Here is a 14,480-nt window from a genome sequence, read left to right as displayed (position 1 = left end):
ACCGTCGGAGCTAGTCCCCAAGCAGGGCGGCGAGGAGGCGGTTGTCGCCGCGCTGCCAGAGCGTCCCGGCCTCGGCGAACCCGGCGTCGCGGAGCGCCGCGACATGGGTGGACAGCAGCTCCGACTCCGACCCGTGGTGGCCGGTCGTCTCGTCCCGGGCCCGCACCCGCAGCTCGGCGAGGTCCGGATCGGCGGCGATCGCGGCCCACCACTGGTCCCAGCCCTCGGGGCGGTCCCCGGCGAACCGGCGCGCCTGCTCGCGCTCCCGCAGGGCGACGTCGAGGGCCGCGAGGCCCGGAGTCCGGTCCTCCACCCCCAGGTTGTCGCCGTTGAGGAACAGGCCGCGGGGCCGCAGCACGCGCGCCAGCTCGCCGTAGGCGACGCGGAGCTGCTCGCCCGAGAGCCAGTGCAGGGCGGTGGTGCTGACCGCGGCGTCGGCCTGCCGGTCCAGCCGCAGCCGGGCCGCCCAGCCGGGCTCGCGCAGGTCCAGCTCGGCGAAGGTCAGGTTCGGCCGGCCGGCGTGCGCGGCGCGGCCGAGCGACAGCAGCAGCGGGTCGGCGTCGACCGCGACCACGGTCGCGCGGGGGAGGCGGTCCAGGATCCGGCCGGCGAGCGAGCCCGGCCCGCAGCCGAGGTCGAGGACGAGCGGGTCGGGGCGTCCGGTCGCGGCCTCCAGCGCGTCGATGAGGGCGGTGAACCGCTCCTCGCGGTCGGGGACGTAGCCCTCCTGCTGGACGTCCCAGCGGGCGGTCCACGCGCTCGCGACCTCGTGGCTGAGCAGGGTCATGGCCCCTCCTGTGACTGTCGTATAACCTTTGGGCAGTTACAGTGTGAACCGGAAAGGTGTAACTGGTCAAGTGGATTTCAACAGTCATACCGATGCGGTGGTGCAGGCCGCCGCCGGCCTGGTCAACGAGCTGACGCCGGGGGAGCGGCGCGGCCGCGCCTACACCCCGCCCCCGCCGCCCGCGCTCGCCGCCGCCGTCACCGACGTCCTCCACGGCGTCGGGTACGGATCGCGCGCCACCGAGGACGAGCTGCCCGTGCTCGCCGCCGTCGCGCGCGAGCTGCGCGTCGTGTTCGACGCCGTGGCCGCCGGCGACGTCGACGGCGCCGCCGAGCAGGTCAACCGGATCCTGGAGAAGACCGAGGCCCGGCCCCGGCTGGAACGCCACGACGGGCAGCCGTGGCACGTCCACTACCACGGCGCCGACGAGAACGACTGGGCCGGACCGTGCGCCACCGGCCTCGCCATCGTCATCGGCAGCGAGCTGCACGACCGCCTCGGCGTCTGCACCGCGCCGCACTGCGACCGCGTCTACGTCGACACCTCCCGCAACGGCACCCGCCGGTTCTGCTCCACCGCCTGCCAGAACCGCGTCAAGGCCGCCGCGTTCCGCGCCCGCGCGCAGTCGTCCTGACCGGGCCCCCGGGCCGCTGGTGCGGCGTTTCCGGGGCGTTGTAGCGTGTGGCGATGATCCAGGCCACCGCCACCACCGCCGCCTCGCCCGAGGACCTGTTCCGGCATCTCGCCGTCCCCGAGGCATGGGGCGCCTGGGGCAGGTTCCCCATCCCGGCGAAGCAGACGCGCCGGGGCGACACGACCCCCTACGGCGTCGGCACCGTCAAGAAGATCTGGCCGGCCAGCGAGCGGACCGTCGCCTACGAGCCCTACGAGCACTTCGGCTACGTCGCCGTGTCGGGCCTGCCCGTGCGCAGCTACCGCTCGGACGTCCGGCTGGAGCGCCGGGACGCCGGCACGTTCATCCGCTGGGAGGCGGAGTTCGAGCCGCTGATCCCCGGCACCGGCCCGGTCGTCGGCTTCGCGCTCCGGCGGATGCTGGCGGCCTTCACCCGGTGGCTGCCCGCGCACGTCGAGCACTGCCCGCCCGACTGCCCCGCCCGGCGGGCCGAGGGCGTCTGACCCGGCCGCACGCGCGAGCCGGAGACCGCGCGACCCCCCGCACGGCCTCCGGCGTAAAAGGTGCAGGCCGAGAGCACCCCGCAGTTCCCTCGGCCTGCACGACCATGGACCCCCTTCAGGCGGGGTCGGGACCGTAGACCTCCCACAGCTCCCCGGCGAAGAACCTGCCGAAGTCGAGCAGCCTGCCCGCCCCGTCCGGTCCCGTCGTGCGGAAGGTCGTCAGCTGCCGCGCGAAGTCGGTCAGCTGGATGTGCAGCACACCCGCCGCGACGATCCGCGCGCCGTCTTCCTCGTCCTCGGCGACGTGGCCGTCCAGCAGCCGCACGTAGAGGGTGGAGGTGTCCGGCCAGATCCGCGTCGGCGGCCCGTGCAGGACGTTCTTGTGCCCGCTCAGCGTGCGCCGCCGGCCCTCGCCGTCGGTGTAGAAGAGCCGGTACTTCATCAGCCGCCGGTCCTCGGAGCCGTCCGCGACGAACAGGTTGAACGTGCCCCGCTCCACCGGGCGGCGGCCGCCGTGACCGCCCGCGTCGACCCACCCCGCGGCGGTCGCCTCGTGGGCCGCCTCGGCGAGGAACCGCTCGGTGTCCGCCGCGGTGATCGTCAGGCGGAACGACAGGGGCCGGCGCCCTTCGGCCAGCTCGCCGATCCGCGTGTCGGTCTCCCCGTAGGTGACGAACCCCTTCATCTCCTCGGTGAACGACAGCGACGTACGGCCCGCCGCCGCGGTGGAAGGTCCCCGTGTCCCACCGCGGCTCCCCGAGACCGGACCGTACGCCGAGCCGTTCCCCGCCCCGCCTGGCGAGCCGGCTCCCCCGGCCGGCTCGGCCCCCGTGGCAGACGGGGCGGTCGTCCCGCCCGTCCCCCGGCGGACGGACGTCTCCAGCAGCCGCGTGGCCAGGCGATCGGCGTGCGCGGCGATGGTGAGCGAGGGGTTCGGGCCCACCGGGCCGGGCATCGCCGCCCCGTCGGCGATGTAGAGGCCCGGGAACCCGAACACCTCGCCGAAGGCGTCGCAGACGCCTTCGCCCGGGTGGCCGCCCATGGGGGCGCCGCCCAGCGGATGGACGGTGATGATGCGCTTGCGGAACCACATCGGGTTGTCGGCGTAGTCGGCGCCGAGCACGTCCGCGATCCCCCGCATCGTCTTGCGGACGCGCTGGAACAGCTCCTCGCTGGTCTCGGCCGTCCAGTCGGCGGTGAGCCGGCCGTCCTTCAGGCGCAGCCGCCCGTCGGCGGTCTCGCGGCCCATGCCGAGCAGCGGCAGCGAACTGACCGTCAGCGCCCCGTCGCCGATCAGGTCCGACAGCTCCTTGGACAGGTTGGTGTCCGGCGCGTCCTTGAAGAACTCGGTGAAGCGGTCCCACAGGAAGGCCACCGCGCGCTCGAACTCCGAGCGGACGTCGAGGCCGTTCACGATCCAGTCGGTGAACCCCGGGTAGCCGCCGTCCTGGATGTAGGCGCCGGGGCCCGCGCCCGGCACGCCGTCCAGATCGTCCGGCAGCCGGATCGCCGTGGTGATCACCGGCCCGCGGCTGGCGCTCAGCGGGCGGACCCGGTTGCGGTCCTTGGCCCGCAGCAGGAACGTCAGCAGGTCGCCGTTGCCGCAGAACCGGGTGCCGAGCGCGGAGCTGAGGCCGGGGAACGCGTCCCTCGACTTCAGCAGCAGGTACGTGGTCCCGTACGTGCCGGCGCCCAGGACGAGCCGGTCGCAGGTGATCGTCCGGACCGGCAGGCGGCGCTTCTTGGCGCCGAGGTCGGCGTGGTGGACGTAGTCGACCTCGTACCCGCCGCCCGACCGCGGCCGGATCGCCTTCACCTCGTGGGAGGTGCGGATGTCGGCGCCGTGGTGCGCCGCGGCCGACAGGTAGTTGTGGTCGAGGCTGTTCTTGGAGCCCTCGTTGCAGCCGATGTCGCACTCGCCGCACAGCTTGCACGTCAGCCGGCGGGTGCGGTGCAGGTTGCCGTACGCCGGTTCGGCGATCGGCAGGCCCACCCCGGGCGTGCCGCCCGGCTCGGCGGCGAAGCTCACCGCGAGCGGCGGCAGCGTGCTGTGCAGGCCGAGCTCGGCCGCCGCGTCCTGCAGCGCGTGCGTCTTCGGGGTGTCGTCGTAGGGGACCCGGTCGAGCGGGTACGGCGTCGCGCCCATCATCCGCTCGACGGCGTCGTAGTGCGGGTCGAGGTCGGCGCGCGAGATCGGCCACGGCTCGTGCCCGCCGCCGGGGCCCGGCCGGTCGTGCACGAACCAGCGCTCGTCCTTGCGCAGCAGCACGTTCGCGTAGATCAGGGAGCCGCCGCCGAGACCGGCCGACACGACCGAGTCGCAGCCCTTGAACCCCCACACGTCGTACATCCCGTACAGGCCGGCGTCCGGGTCCCAGAACGCCCGGCCCATCTCGGCGGGGGAGCGGGGGAAGCTGCCCGGCGGGTACGGCTGCCCGCGCTCCAGCAGGACGACCCGCTGCCCGGCCTCCGCCAGCCGGTACGCGGCGACGGACCCGCCGAACCCGGACCCGACCACGACCGCGCCGACGTGCTCGACGGCGCCGTTGCCTTCGCTCATCGCTCAGCCCGCCTTCCGCTTGAGGAAGTCCACGACCTGCGGGAAGACCTCGGCGTCGGCGGCGGCGCCCATGAACGGGTCCTGGTGGCCGTAGCCGGGCAGGACCGCCAGCTCGTGCAGACCGGGAGTGATCTTCTCCAGGGTGCGGTGGCAGACGATGTTGGAGTCGGTGAACACGTGGTTGCGGTCTCCGGTGAGGAACAGGATCGGCGTGGTGACCGTGGCGGCGCGCGACAGGTAGTCGTCCGGCAGCGCGGCGAGGCGCGGGTCGCGCGGGCGGTGCTTCACCGCGCGGCCGGCCTTCACCATCGTGTGCAGGTGCCGGTAGTAGTTGACGTTGCAGGCCCCGAACAGGTCGGGCAGCCGGCCGTGCGTGACCGGCGACATCTTCTCGTGCGTGAAGATCGGTTTCCCGCCGCCCCACATGAAGCTGAGCATGTGGCAGGCGGGCTCGCCGCACTCGCGGTGGAACGGGGCGACCGCCTTGGCGAGCATCCAGCCGCGCGTCAGCACCGGGGCGTAGCCGTACCGGGGGTCGAGGTGGCAGGGCCCGAGCACGTACTCCATCAGGGCCGGGCCGTAGCCCAGCTTGATCTTCGACCAGGTCGGGGTGCGCGGGGTGACCGAGACGCTGTTGCAGACCAGGCTGGCGACGCCGGTGACGGTGCCGGCGAACAGCGCCATCGAGAACGAGATCGCGCCCACGCAGTGCGTGATCACGTGGACCCGCCGGTCCCCGATGTGGCGCCGCAGCTCGGCGAGCGCCGCCGGGTGGTCGAGGAGCGCGATGGTGTCCAGGTCGTGGCGCGCGGTCTCGGCGTTGTAGGGGAACCGGCCGCTGATCCGCAGGTCGACCGCCCACACGTCGCCGAACCCGGCGTCGTGCAGGTAGTTCACCATGTTGGTGTGCTCCGGCATGATGTACATGTCGCTGGACGTCGTCAGCCCGTGCACCAGGAGGACGACGTCGTCGCAGTCGTCCCGGCGGAACCGGGTCAGGGTCAGGCCGAGGCCGTCGTCGGTCGCGAAGGGGTGCACGGACACCTCGGCGTCGGCGACGCCCGCGTGCGTGAAGCGCGCGATCCGCTGCTGATCCATGGCCATCTCCTCCGCTTCCTGACGGTCCAACCCTGCCAAACGCGGATATCGGCGCGGCATCGTGGAGAACCCGTACTTACGGGTGCGAGTCACCCGCCGGGTGTACGGGACGTACGTGAACTGAGAGTCGTGTCTACTCGGAACGGTTCATCGCCGTCGCGACGCCGACCCGGGAGGGCACGCCGATCTTGGCGAAGACGCGGGACAGGTGGGTCTCGACCGTCCGGACGCTGAGGTACAGCCGCTCGGCGATCTGCTGGTTGCTGTTGCCCTCCGCGACCAGCAGCGCGATCTCGTGCTCGCGCGGGGACAGCCCGAACGGCAGGTCCTTCCTGCCCTTGGCGGGCGTACCGGCGGTGGGGACCCGGACGCCGAGCCGGCGCTGCTCGCGGACGACCTGTGCCAGCAGCCCCCTCATCCCGCACGCCTCGAAGACCTCCGCGGCGGCGCGCAGCCGGTCCCGGGCCCGGGCGCGGTCGCCGGCGGCGGCGTGCGCGAGCCCGGCGGCCAGTTCGGCCCGGCCCGCCTCGGGCCGCCGGCCCGCCTTGGCGAGCAGATCGGCGGCCTCCGCCGCCAGCGCCGCGGACCTGGCGGGGTCGGCGGCGCGGAGCGCGTGCGCGCGGGTCAGCCTGGCCAGGCCGGCGTCACCGGTCAGCAGCGGGTCGGCGATCGCGTCGGCGATGTCGGCCCAGTTCGCGGCGTCGGCGGCGTCCTCCTGAGCGGCGCGGACCGACGCCAGCGCCTCCGCGCAGACCACCAGGGTGCTGAAGTCCAGGCCGAGGGTGCCGTCGCCGCAGGCGGCGACCAGCGCGGCGGCGCCCTCCTCCAGCCTTCCCTCGTTGACCACCGCGATGGCGCGGGCGACGTGCGCCATGTGCGTCCACCACTCGCCCGACCCGGTGTCGTTGGCGACGGCCTCGTCCCCGGCGCGCAGCGCCCGCTCGTGGTCGCCCATCAGGTACGCGGTCAGGCACTGCTGGATCAGCCCGTAGGCCAGCACCTCCTGCGAGCGCAGGTCGCGGCCGACCGCGGTGGCCTCGTCGGCGACGGCGGCGGCCTCCTCCAGCCGCCCCAGCTGCGTCAGGACGCGCGACAGCCCGGACAGCATGTAGCCGAGGATGAACGTCTGCCCGGTCGTGCGGGTGATCGACACCAGCCGCTCGGCGTGCCGCAGCGCCTCGTCGTACATGCCGAGGAACGACTCGGCGAACACCAGCCAGGCGAAGCAGTCCAGGCAGTCGGCGAAGTCGTTGTCGGACGCCGAGGAGAACAGCCGGTCGGCGGTCTGGGCGCGCTCGATCGCCTCCGCGATCTCGCCGCGCCCGTAGGCGACCATCGGGCGCATCGCCGCGACCGCCGCCGTCAGCCCGGGGGTCCACCCGGGGGCGCTGTCGGGGATGGTCTCCAGGATGGCGTGCGAGCCGCGGGTGTCGATCCGCTGGATCCGGTCGGCGACGAGCCGGATCCGCAGCAGCACCGCCTCGGGGGTCTGCCGGTCGGTGATGCGGCGCAGCTCGTCCAGGACGAGGGCGCGGGCCTCGTGGATCCGGCCGAGCTGCCGCTCCATGATCGCGCACATGTGCACGGTGCGGGCGCGGCGGACCGTGTCGTCGGCGGGCAGCAGCCGCAGCAGCGTGCGGGCGGTCTCGCGGCCCTCCTCGGCGTGGCCGCTGAACGCCTGCACCTGGGCCAGCTCGACCAGCAGCTCCACCCGGTCGGGGTAGGCGTCGTCGGCGGTGCCGGGCATCAGTTCCAGCGCGGCCTGCAGCCAGTACGCGGCGGTGGCGGGCGCCTGCTGCGCGACGGCGCGGGCGGCCTCCACCAGCGTCCGGATGGCCTCGGCGTCGCCGAACCGCGCCGACCGCACCACGTGGTGGGCGCGCACGGCCGCCGGGGCGCCGAGGTCGGCCAGCCGCTCCGACACCCGCGAGTGCGCGGCGATCCGCCAGCCCGCCGCCGTCGAGGCGTAGGCGACGTGCCGCACCAGGGGATGCCGGAACCGGAACCGGCCGCCCGGCGCGGGGCGCACCACGTCGTGGCCGGTCAGCACGTCCAGGGCGGTGAGCGCGGCGTCCCGCTCCATCTCCGCCGCGACCGACGCGAGCGCGGGCTCGAACACGTCAGCGGCCACGGCGGCGCCCTGCGCCATCAGCAGCGCCTGCGGCGGCAGCGCGCTCAGCTCGACCTGCAGCGCCGCCCGCACCGCGGGGGGCACCTCGGTCAGGTTCGCGACGCCCTTCTCCCACTGCCGGTCCAGGCCGGGGCCGGCCTGGGGCGCGGCCCCGCCCGCCATCTTGGCCAGCGCTTCGAGGTAGAAGGGGTTGCCGCCGCTGGCCTTGAACAATGCCTCGCACCGCGCGTGGCCGACGTCCGGGCCGAGGAACTCGCGGACCTCGCTCTGGGAGAGCGGGTCGACCGTCACCCGCACGCCCTGCTGGCCCGCCGCGTCCACCAGCGCCGCCAGCCGCGGCGACGCCTGCGCCGGCCGGTAGGCGACCGCCAGCAGCACCCGGGCCCGGGGCGGATGCCGGACCAGGTGGTCCAGCAGCTCGATCGTCGCGTCGTCGGCCCAGTGCAGGTCGTCGAGGATCAGCACCAGCCCGGACGGCTCGGCCAGCGCCTCCAGCAGGTGCCGGACGGTGCGGTGCAGCTGGTAGCGCGCCACCCGCGACTCCGGCGAGGCGGCGGGCGGGTCGCCGGACAGGTCGGCGAGCGCCGGGAACACGGTGCCGAGCAGCCGCAGCGCGCCCGGCGGCAGGTCGAGGGCGTGCTCCTCGAGGCGGTCGTCGAGCGCGTCGACCACGGCGCCGAACGGCATCTCCTGCTCGAACTCGGCCGCGCGCCCGGCGACGTACGGCAGCTTGCGGGCGCTCGCGCCGTCGGCGAGCTCGTTCAGCAGCCGCGTCTTGCCGGCGCCGGGCTCGCCGACCAGCGCGACGAAGCCGTAGCCGTCCTCGACCGCGTCGAGAGCCCGGTCGATCCGCCGCAGCGCGTCCCGTCGCCCCACCAGCGGAGCATTGCCGGAACCTCCGGCGGCGCGGGCCGCACGACCCTCCATGTCCACACCCCAACAGCGACAGGCGGCCGAGACGCCGTGACCATGCTTCTTGTTGTGGTTCCTCTGAACGAGCGGGATTCACCCTATCGGGTGGAACGTCAATAAGGCAGGACAACACACCCTGCCTGCGTCTGGTCCACTCGCGGCGGCGTCCTCCTGACCGTATGTACATAGCCATGAACGGCCCTCGCCCGCCCCATGTCAACCTCGGGAGGGTAAACCGTCCCGCGACCGTGACATCCCGACGCCCGGACGACCCGCCGGGTCAGGACTCCAGGCCGAGGCGGGCGGCGGCCTCCCGCCAGCGGGCCTCGTCGCCGGACGGCTCGTAGCGGCAGAGGTCCTGGGTGGCGGCGACCAGGGCGCGGGCCTCGGCCAGGCCGGCGACGACCCCGTGCGCACGCGCCTGGGTCAGGACGTTGCCGAGCGCCGTCGCCTCGACCGGCCCGGCCACGACCGGCAGGCCGCTGGCGTCGGCGGTCAGCCGGCACAGCAGGTCATTGCGGCTGCCGCCGCCCACCAGGTGGACGACCTCGATCTCGCGCCCGGACAGCCGGGACGCCTGGCGGAGGGTGACGCGGTGCGCGAGGGCGAGGCTGTCCACGACGCAGCGGACGGTCTCGGCGCGCGTGGCGGGCTCGGGGAACCCGCGGCGGCGGCAGTGCGCGGCGATGCGGGCGGGCATGTCGCCGGGCGGCAGGAACTCCGGGTCGTCGGGGTCGATGAGCGAGCGCAGCCCGGGGAGCCGCGCGGCCTCGGCGAGCAGCGCGGGCAGGTCGGGGTCGCCCCAGGTCCGCAGCGACTCCTGGAGCAGCCACAGGCCCATCACGTTGCGCAGGTAGCGGACGGTCCCGTCGATGCCGCCCTCGTTGGTGAAGTTGGCCTTGCGGCTCTCCTCGGTCAGCACGGGGGCGTCCAGTTCCACGCCGACCAGCGACCAGGTGCCGCAGGAGATGTAGCCGAACCGCTCGGTGGCGGCGGGCACGGCGGCGACCGCGGACGCGGTGTCGTGCGAGCCGACCGCCGTGACCTGGAGGGCGCCGTGGCCGGTCTCGGCCATCACGTCCGGGCGGAGGGTCCCGATGGCCGAGCCCGGCTCACGGAGCGGCGGGAGGATCTTCGCGGGGAGGTCCAGCCTGTCCAGGAGGTCCCGCGACCAGGTGCCGTCGCGGACGTCCAGCAGACCGGTCGTGGAGGCGTTGGTGCGCTCGGCGCCGGCCTCGCCCGTCAGCCAGTAGGCCAGCAGGTCCGGGACGAGCAGCAGCGTGGCGGCCCGGGACAGGTCGTCCGCCGCGAGCTGGTAGATCGTGTTGAACGGCAGGAACTGCAACCCCGACGTCCGGTAGAGGAGGTCGTCGCCCAGCTCGGTGCGGACCCGCTCCATCACGCCGTCGGTGCGTGCGTCGCGGTAGTGGACGGGGTTGCCGAGCAGCCTGCCCTCCGCGTCGAGGAGCCCGTAGTCGACCGCCCACGAGTCGATGCCGATCGACGCCAGCCCGGGCGGCGCGGCGCGCAGGCCGTCCAGGACGTTGCCGTAGAGGCCGAGGATGTCCCAGTACAGGGTCCCGCTGACCTGGACGGGGCGGTTCGGGAAACGGCGGATCTCCTCCAGGGCGAGGGTGCCCGCGCCGACGCGCCCGGCCATGACCCGCCCGCTGGACGCCCCGAGATCGACGGCCGCGAACGTCGCGGCATTCATCGCTTCACTCATGCTGTGTCCCTGTGGGGGGACGACCCCCCACACCCCCCGGTTCGCTCCGCTCATTTGATGACCAATACCTCCAGGGTCCGGGGCCCGTGCACGCCTTCCACACGGGACAACTCGATGTCGCTCGTCGCGGACGGGCCCGACACGAACGTGAGCGGACGGCCCGGATCGAGCCGTTCGAGCGCCTCCGGCACGTCGGCGGCGACCTGGTCGGCGAGGACGACGATCAGGTGGTAGTCGGGCACGAGCGACAGGGCGCGCGGCCCTTGGGCGGCGCCGTGGTCCAGCACGATGGTCCCCGTCTCGGCGACCGCGGCCGCGCAGCCGGTGACCGCTCCGGCGAGACCGTCGAGCGAGGCGACCGACGGGTCGCGCACGAGCGCCGCGCCGGTCGCGGACGTCCACTCCGGCGGCAGGTCGGACGGGACCCCGTACGCGCCGGGGCGCGCCGCGAGCCGTTCGGCGACGGCCGCGGCGACCTCGGACGCGGCGACGCGCAGGACGTTCGCGCGGTAGTCGGCGACCCGCTCGGCGAACAGGTCGAGGATCCCGTCCTCGTGGTGGCGGCGCAGATAACCGCGGTCGATCCGGTCGTAGGAGGCCGCGACCTCGGCGGCGGGCCGGGTCGGCGCCGCCTTCTCGATCCGGCGCAGGATCTCCTCGCGCGCGTTCACCGGTCCTCCTCCTCGCGTCCGCCGCCGGTCCGGGCCCACCAGGCGCGGAACGACTCGGGCGGCGGCGCGGGCGCGTCCCGCGTCTCGGTCCACGCGCCCAGCGGCCCGGGCAGCCGCCGGATCCGGCCGCCGCGCGCCACGACGCGGCGGCTCGCGGACGCGGCGCGCTGCGCGAGCGCGAGCCGGGTGGGGGAGCGCAGCGTCCACCCGGCCGCCGTCATCGCCACCCGCTCCAGCGGATGGCGCGGCCCCTTCTCGACGGCGCGGGCCCGCAGGTGCACGAGCACCTCCGGGATGTCGATGGCGACCGGGCACGCCTCGAAGCAGGCCCCGCACAGCGACGACGCGTACGGCAGCGACGCGTCCACCTCCGACCCGATCCCCCTGATCTGCGGGGACAGGATCGCGCCGATCGGCCCGGGGTAGGGCGACCCGTAGGCGTGGCCGCCCGCGCGCTGGTAGACCGGGCACACGTTCAGGCACGCCGAGCAGCGGATGCAGCGCAGCGCCTGCCGGCCCACCTCGTCGGCCAGGGTGTCGGTGCGGCCGTTGTCCAGGAGGACGAGGTGGAAGTCGCGCGGGCCGTCGCCGGGGGAGACGCCCGTCCAGGTGGAGGTGTAGGGGTTCATCCGCTCGGCCGTGGACGAGCGGGGCAGCAGCTGCAGGAACACCTCCAGGTCCCGCCAGCTCGGCACGATCTTCTCCACGCCCATCACCGAGATGAGCGTCTCCGGGAGCGTCAGGCACATCCGGCCGTTGCCCTCCGACTCCAGCACGACGAGCGTGCCGGTGTCGGCGACCGCGAAGTTCACCCCCGACACCCCGACCTTCGCCGACAGGAACTTGGCGCGCAGGTGCCGCCGGGCCGCCTCGGCCAGCTCGGCGGGCGCGTCCGTCAGCCCCTCGGGTGCGTCGTCCATCGTGCGCAGGAAGATGTCGCGGATGTCGGACCGGTTGCGGTGGATGGCCGGAACGAGGATGTGCGACGGCCGGTCGTCGCCGAGCTGGACGATCAGCTCCGCCAGGTCGGTCTCGTAGGCGGTGATGCCCTCCTCGGCGAGGAACTCGTTGAGGCCGATCTCCTGCGTCGCCATCGACTTGACCTTGACGACCTCGGTCTCGCCGGTGGCCTTCACCAGGTCGGCGACGATCCGGTTGGCCTCCGCCGCGTCGCGCGCCCAGTGCACCGTCCCGCCGGCCTCGGTGACCTTCTCCTCCAGCAGCGGCAGGTAGTGGCCGAGGTTCGCCAGGACGTGGTCCTTGATCTGCTTGCCGGCCTCGCGGAGCGCGTCCCAGTCGTCCAGCTCCGCCACCGCGGCGGCGCGACGCCCCCGGATCGTGGTGGTGGCGTGCGCGAGGTTGCCGCGCAGCCGCGCGTCCCCCACCGCGCGGCGCGCAGCCTCCGGGAACGACGGCATCCCGAGATAGGTCGGCATCGCCTGAGCGGAGCGAACCGGGGGGTGTGGGGGGTCGCCCCCCCACAGGCCACGCGCTGGCGAGGTCATGCGGGGTCCTCCTCTGTCGAGGCGAGGATCTCGGCCAGGTGGACGGTCCGCACCCCGGCGCGGGTGCGGGTGAGCGCGCCGCCGATGTGCATCAGGCAGGAGTTGTCCGCGGCGCACAGCGCCTCGGCCCCGGTCGCGCGGACGGCGGTGACCTTGTCGGCGCACATCGCGGCCGACACCTCGGAGTTCTTCAGCGCGAACGTCCCGCCGAACCCGCAGCACTCCGCCGCGTCCGGGAGCTCGACCAGGTCGATGCCGCGGACCTCGCGCAGCAGCCGCAGCGGGCGGTCGCCGACGCGCAGCATCCGCAGCGAGTGGCACGTCGGGTGGTAGGTGACGCGGTGCGGGAAGTAGGCGCCGACGTCGGTGACGCCGAGGACGTCCACCAGGAACTCCGTCAGCTCGTACACGCGGGAGGCGACCCCGGCGGTGCGCGGCGCGAGCCTCGGGTGCCAGTCGCGGATCATCGCCGCGCAGGACGCGGACGGCGTCACCACCGCGTCGTAGGGCTCGAACGTCTCCGCGAACCCCTTCACCATGGGCAGCGCCTGCCGGCGGTAGCCGGTGTTGAGGTGCATCTGCCCGCAGCAGGTCTGCGACTCGGGGAACTCGACGTCGTGGCCGAGGCGCCGCAGCAGCTTCACCACCGCCTTGCCCGTCCCCGGGAACATCGTGTCGTTGACGCAGGTGAGGAACAGCGCGACTTTCATGCGTGTGTTCTGCGGGGGGACGACCCCCCACGCCCCCCGGCTCGCTTCGCTCATTTGAGGTCTCCCAGGACCGACCGGCTCGACTCGCGGACGACGAGCTCGGGCTGGAACATGACCTGCTGGTGGGCGTGCCCGGCCGTCCCGTCGCACTCCTCCAGCAGCAGCTCGGTCGCGATCCGGCCGAGCTGGTAGGTGGGCTGCCGCACCGAGCTGAGCGGGACGGCGGCCGCGGCCGAGAACTCGATGTCGTCGTACCCGATCAGCGCGACGTCACCCGGCACCTTGACCCCGGCCTGGAGCAGGACGCGCAGCACGCCGAGCGCGAGCAGGTCGTTCGCGCAGAAGATCGCGTCGGGCAGCGGGGGACCGGCCTCCAGCAGCCGCCGGGCCGCCTCCTGCCCGGACCGCGCGTTCATCGCCCCGACGGCGACCTCGCGCATGGCGTCGCGGCCGAGCCCGGCGGCGCGCAGCGCCCGCAGCGCGCCGGTGCGCCGGTCGGCGCACTGGCGCAGCACCGTCGGGCCGGTGACGAACGCCAGCGTCCGGGCGCCCGCGTCCAGCAGTTCGGCGACCGCGAGCTCGCCGCCCGCGACGTCGTCCACGGCGACCGAGCACTGGTTGGCGCGCGGCGTCGGATGGTCGAGGAGCACGACCGGGACGCCGCGCTCGCGCAGCTGGCCGGCCGCCTCGCCGTCGTCGCCGACCGGGGTCAGCAGGACGCCCCGGACCCGCTGCTCGGCGAACACCCGCAGGTTGCGCAGCTCCCGCTCCTCCGACTCGCTGGAGGAGGACAGGATCACCGCGTAGCCGCGCTCGCTGGCGATGTCCTCCACGCCGCGCGCCACGTCGGTGAAGAACGGGTTGGCGAGGTCGAGGACCATCAGCCCGATCGTGCTGCTGTGCCCGGCGCGCAGCGTGGACGCCGAGCCGTTGCGCACGAAGCCGAGGGCGCGGATCGCCTCCTCGACGCGGATCCGGGTCGCCTCGGCGACCCGTTCGGGCCGGTTGAGCACGTTGGACACGGTGCCCGGAGACACCCCGGCGTGCGCCGCGACCTGCTTGATCCCGACCGTCCGGCCCGGCGGCGCGGAGCGGCCGGTCTGGTCTGCGCCCAATCTGTGTGCCCCCGAGTCGTCCGCTGGTGTGTCGCCGCTCACTGTGAATCATCTGATTAAAACGTGTCAACCCGAAACCGGGAACCGGGGCCGCGAAACCCGGTCGGCCGGTCCCGGCCGGAGCGACC

At 74.2% G+C, this 14,480-nt stretch carries 11 protein-coding genes; 2 read left to right on the top strand and 9 right to left on the bottom strand.

Annotation, left to right across the window (positions count from 1 at the left end):
• Nucleotides 1-10 precede the first annotated feature (10 nt).
• Nucleotides 11-787, bottom strand: coding sequence for a class I SAM-dependent methyltransferase (locus AB0C21_RS26820; RefSeq protein ID WP_500207824.1), 777 nt, complete (start codon nt 785-787; stop codon nt 11-13).
• 70 nt (nt 788-857) lie between these two features.
• On the opposite strand from AB0C21_RS26820, the gene AB0C21_RS26815 reads away from it, so the two are divergent.
• Entirely contained in the window at nt 858-1,421 is a 564-nt protein-coding gene (locus tag AB0C21_RS26815) for a CGNR zinc finger domain-containing protein (protein ID WP_500207822.1), read from the top strand.
• 53 nt (nt 1,422-1,474) lie between these two features.
• Entirely contained in the window at nt 1,475-1,924 is a 450-nt protein-coding gene (locus tag AB0C21_RS26810; protein WP_500207821.1) for an SRPBCC family protein, read from the top strand.
• A gap of 115 nt (nt 1,925-2,039) precedes the next feature.
• On the opposite strand, the gene AB0C21_RS26805 is transcribed toward AB0C21_RS26810, so the two are convergent.
• From AB0C21_RS26805 to AB0C21_RS26770, 8 genes are all read right to left on the bottom strand, one after another.
• Nucleotides 2,040-4,484 (bottom strand): GMC oxidoreductase, encoded by a 2,445-nt coding sequence (locus tag AB0C21_RS26805; RefSeq protein ID WP_500207819.1) that lies wholly within the window; start codon nt 4,482-4,484, stop codon nt 2,040-2,042.
• 3 nt (nt 4,485-4,487) lie between these two features.
• A complete protein-coding gene (locus AB0C21_RS26800) occupies nt 4,488-5,582 on the bottom strand; it encodes an alpha/beta fold hydrolase (RefSeq protein ID WP_500207817.1) in 1,095 nt (364 codons plus the stop codon).
• Nucleotides 5,583-5,715: 133 nt separating this feature from the next.
• Nucleotides 5,716-8,640, bottom strand: coding sequence for a helix-turn-helix transcriptional regulator (locus tag AB0C21_RS26795; protein ID WP_500207816.1), 2,925 nt, complete (start codon nt 8,638-8,640; stop codon nt 5,716-5,718).
• A 265-nt stretch (nt 8,641-8,905) separates the two neighbouring features.
• Complete coding sequence (locus AB0C21_RS26790) at nt 8,906-10,351, bottom strand: rhamnulokinase (RefSeq protein WP_500207814.1); 1,446 nt, start codon at nt 10,349-10,351, stop codon at nt 8,906-8,908.
• A gap of 50 nt (nt 10,352-10,401) precedes the next feature.
• Nucleotides 10,402-11,022: a LutC/YkgG family protein gene (locus tag AB0C21_RS26785; protein WP_500207813.1), complete on the bottom strand. Its 621-nt coding sequence runs from the start codon at nt 11,020-11,022 to the stop codon at nt 10,402-10,404.
• Nucleotides 11,019-12,458 (bottom strand): LutB/LldF family L-lactate oxidation iron-sulfur protein, encoded by a 1,440-nt coding sequence (locus tag AB0C21_RS26780; RefSeq protein WP_500207811.1) that lies wholly within the window; start codon nt 12,456-12,458, stop codon nt 11,019-11,021. Before AB0C21_RS26780 ends, AB0C21_RS26785 begins: the two co-directional genes overlap by 4 nt.
• Before the next feature lie 65 nt (nt 12,459-12,523).
• Nucleotides 12,524-13,237 carry a (Fe-S)-binding protein gene (locus tag AB0C21_RS26775; RefSeq protein WP_500207810.1) on the bottom strand — a complete coding sequence of 238 codons (714 nt, stop codon included), beginning with the start codon at nt 13,235-13,237 and terminating at the stop codon, nt 12,524-12,526.
• 50 nt (nt 13,238-13,287) lie between these two features.
• Nucleotides 13,288-14,352, bottom strand: a complete 1,065-nt coding sequence (locus AB0C21_RS26770; RefSeq protein WP_500207808.1) for a LacI family DNA-binding transcriptional regulator — start codon at nt 14,350-14,352, stop codon at nt 13,288-13,290.
• Nucleotides 14,353-14,480: the final 128 nt, after the last annotated feature.

Origin of the sequence: Spirillospora sp. NPDC049024 (assembly GCF_040649235.1) — a bacterium.
In the GTDB taxonomy this organism is placed as follows: Bacteria; Actinomycetota; Actinomycetes; order Streptosporangiales; family Streptosporangiaceae; genus Spirillospora.
The sequence above is the reverse complement of the archived record's forward strand: the minus strand, read 5'-3'. Positions and strand labels throughout refer to the sequence as shown.

Excerpts from the sequence above, each read along its gene's own strand:
- AB0C21_RS26775 (WP_500207810.1), bottom strand. The coding sequence starts at position 13,237 with ATGAAAGTCGCGCTGTTCCTCACCTGCGTCAACGACACGATGTTCCCG.
- AB0C21_RS26780 (WP_500207811.1), bottom strand. The coding sequence starts at position 12,458 with ATGCCGACCTATCTCGGGATGCCGTCGTTCCCGGAGGCTGCGCGCCGC.
- AB0C21_RS26810 (WP_500207821.1), top strand. The coding sequence starts at position 1,475 with ATGATCCAGGCCACCGCCACCACCGCCGCCTCGCCCGAGGACCTGTTC.
- AB0C21_RS26820 (WP_500207824.1), bottom strand. The coding sequence starts at position 787 with ATGACCCTGCTCAGCCACGAGGTCGCGAGCGCGTGGACCGCCCGCTGG.
- AB0C21_RS26800 (WP_500207817.1), bottom strand. The coding sequence starts at position 5,582 with ATGGATCAGCAGCGGATCGCGCGCTTCACGCACGCGGGCGTCGCCGAC.
- AB0C21_RS26790 (WP_500207814.1), bottom strand. The coding sequence starts at position 10,351 with ATGAGTGAAGCGATGAATGCCGCGACGTTCGCGGCCGTCGATCTCGGG.
- AB0C21_RS26795 (WP_500207816.1), bottom strand. The coding sequence starts at position 8,640 with ATGGAGGGTCGTGCGGCCCGCGCCGCCGGAGGTTCCGGCAATGCTCCG.
- AB0C21_RS26805 (WP_500207819.1), bottom strand. The coding sequence starts at position 4,484 with ATGAGCGAAGGCAACGGCGCCGTCGAGCACGTCGGCGCGGTCGTGGTC.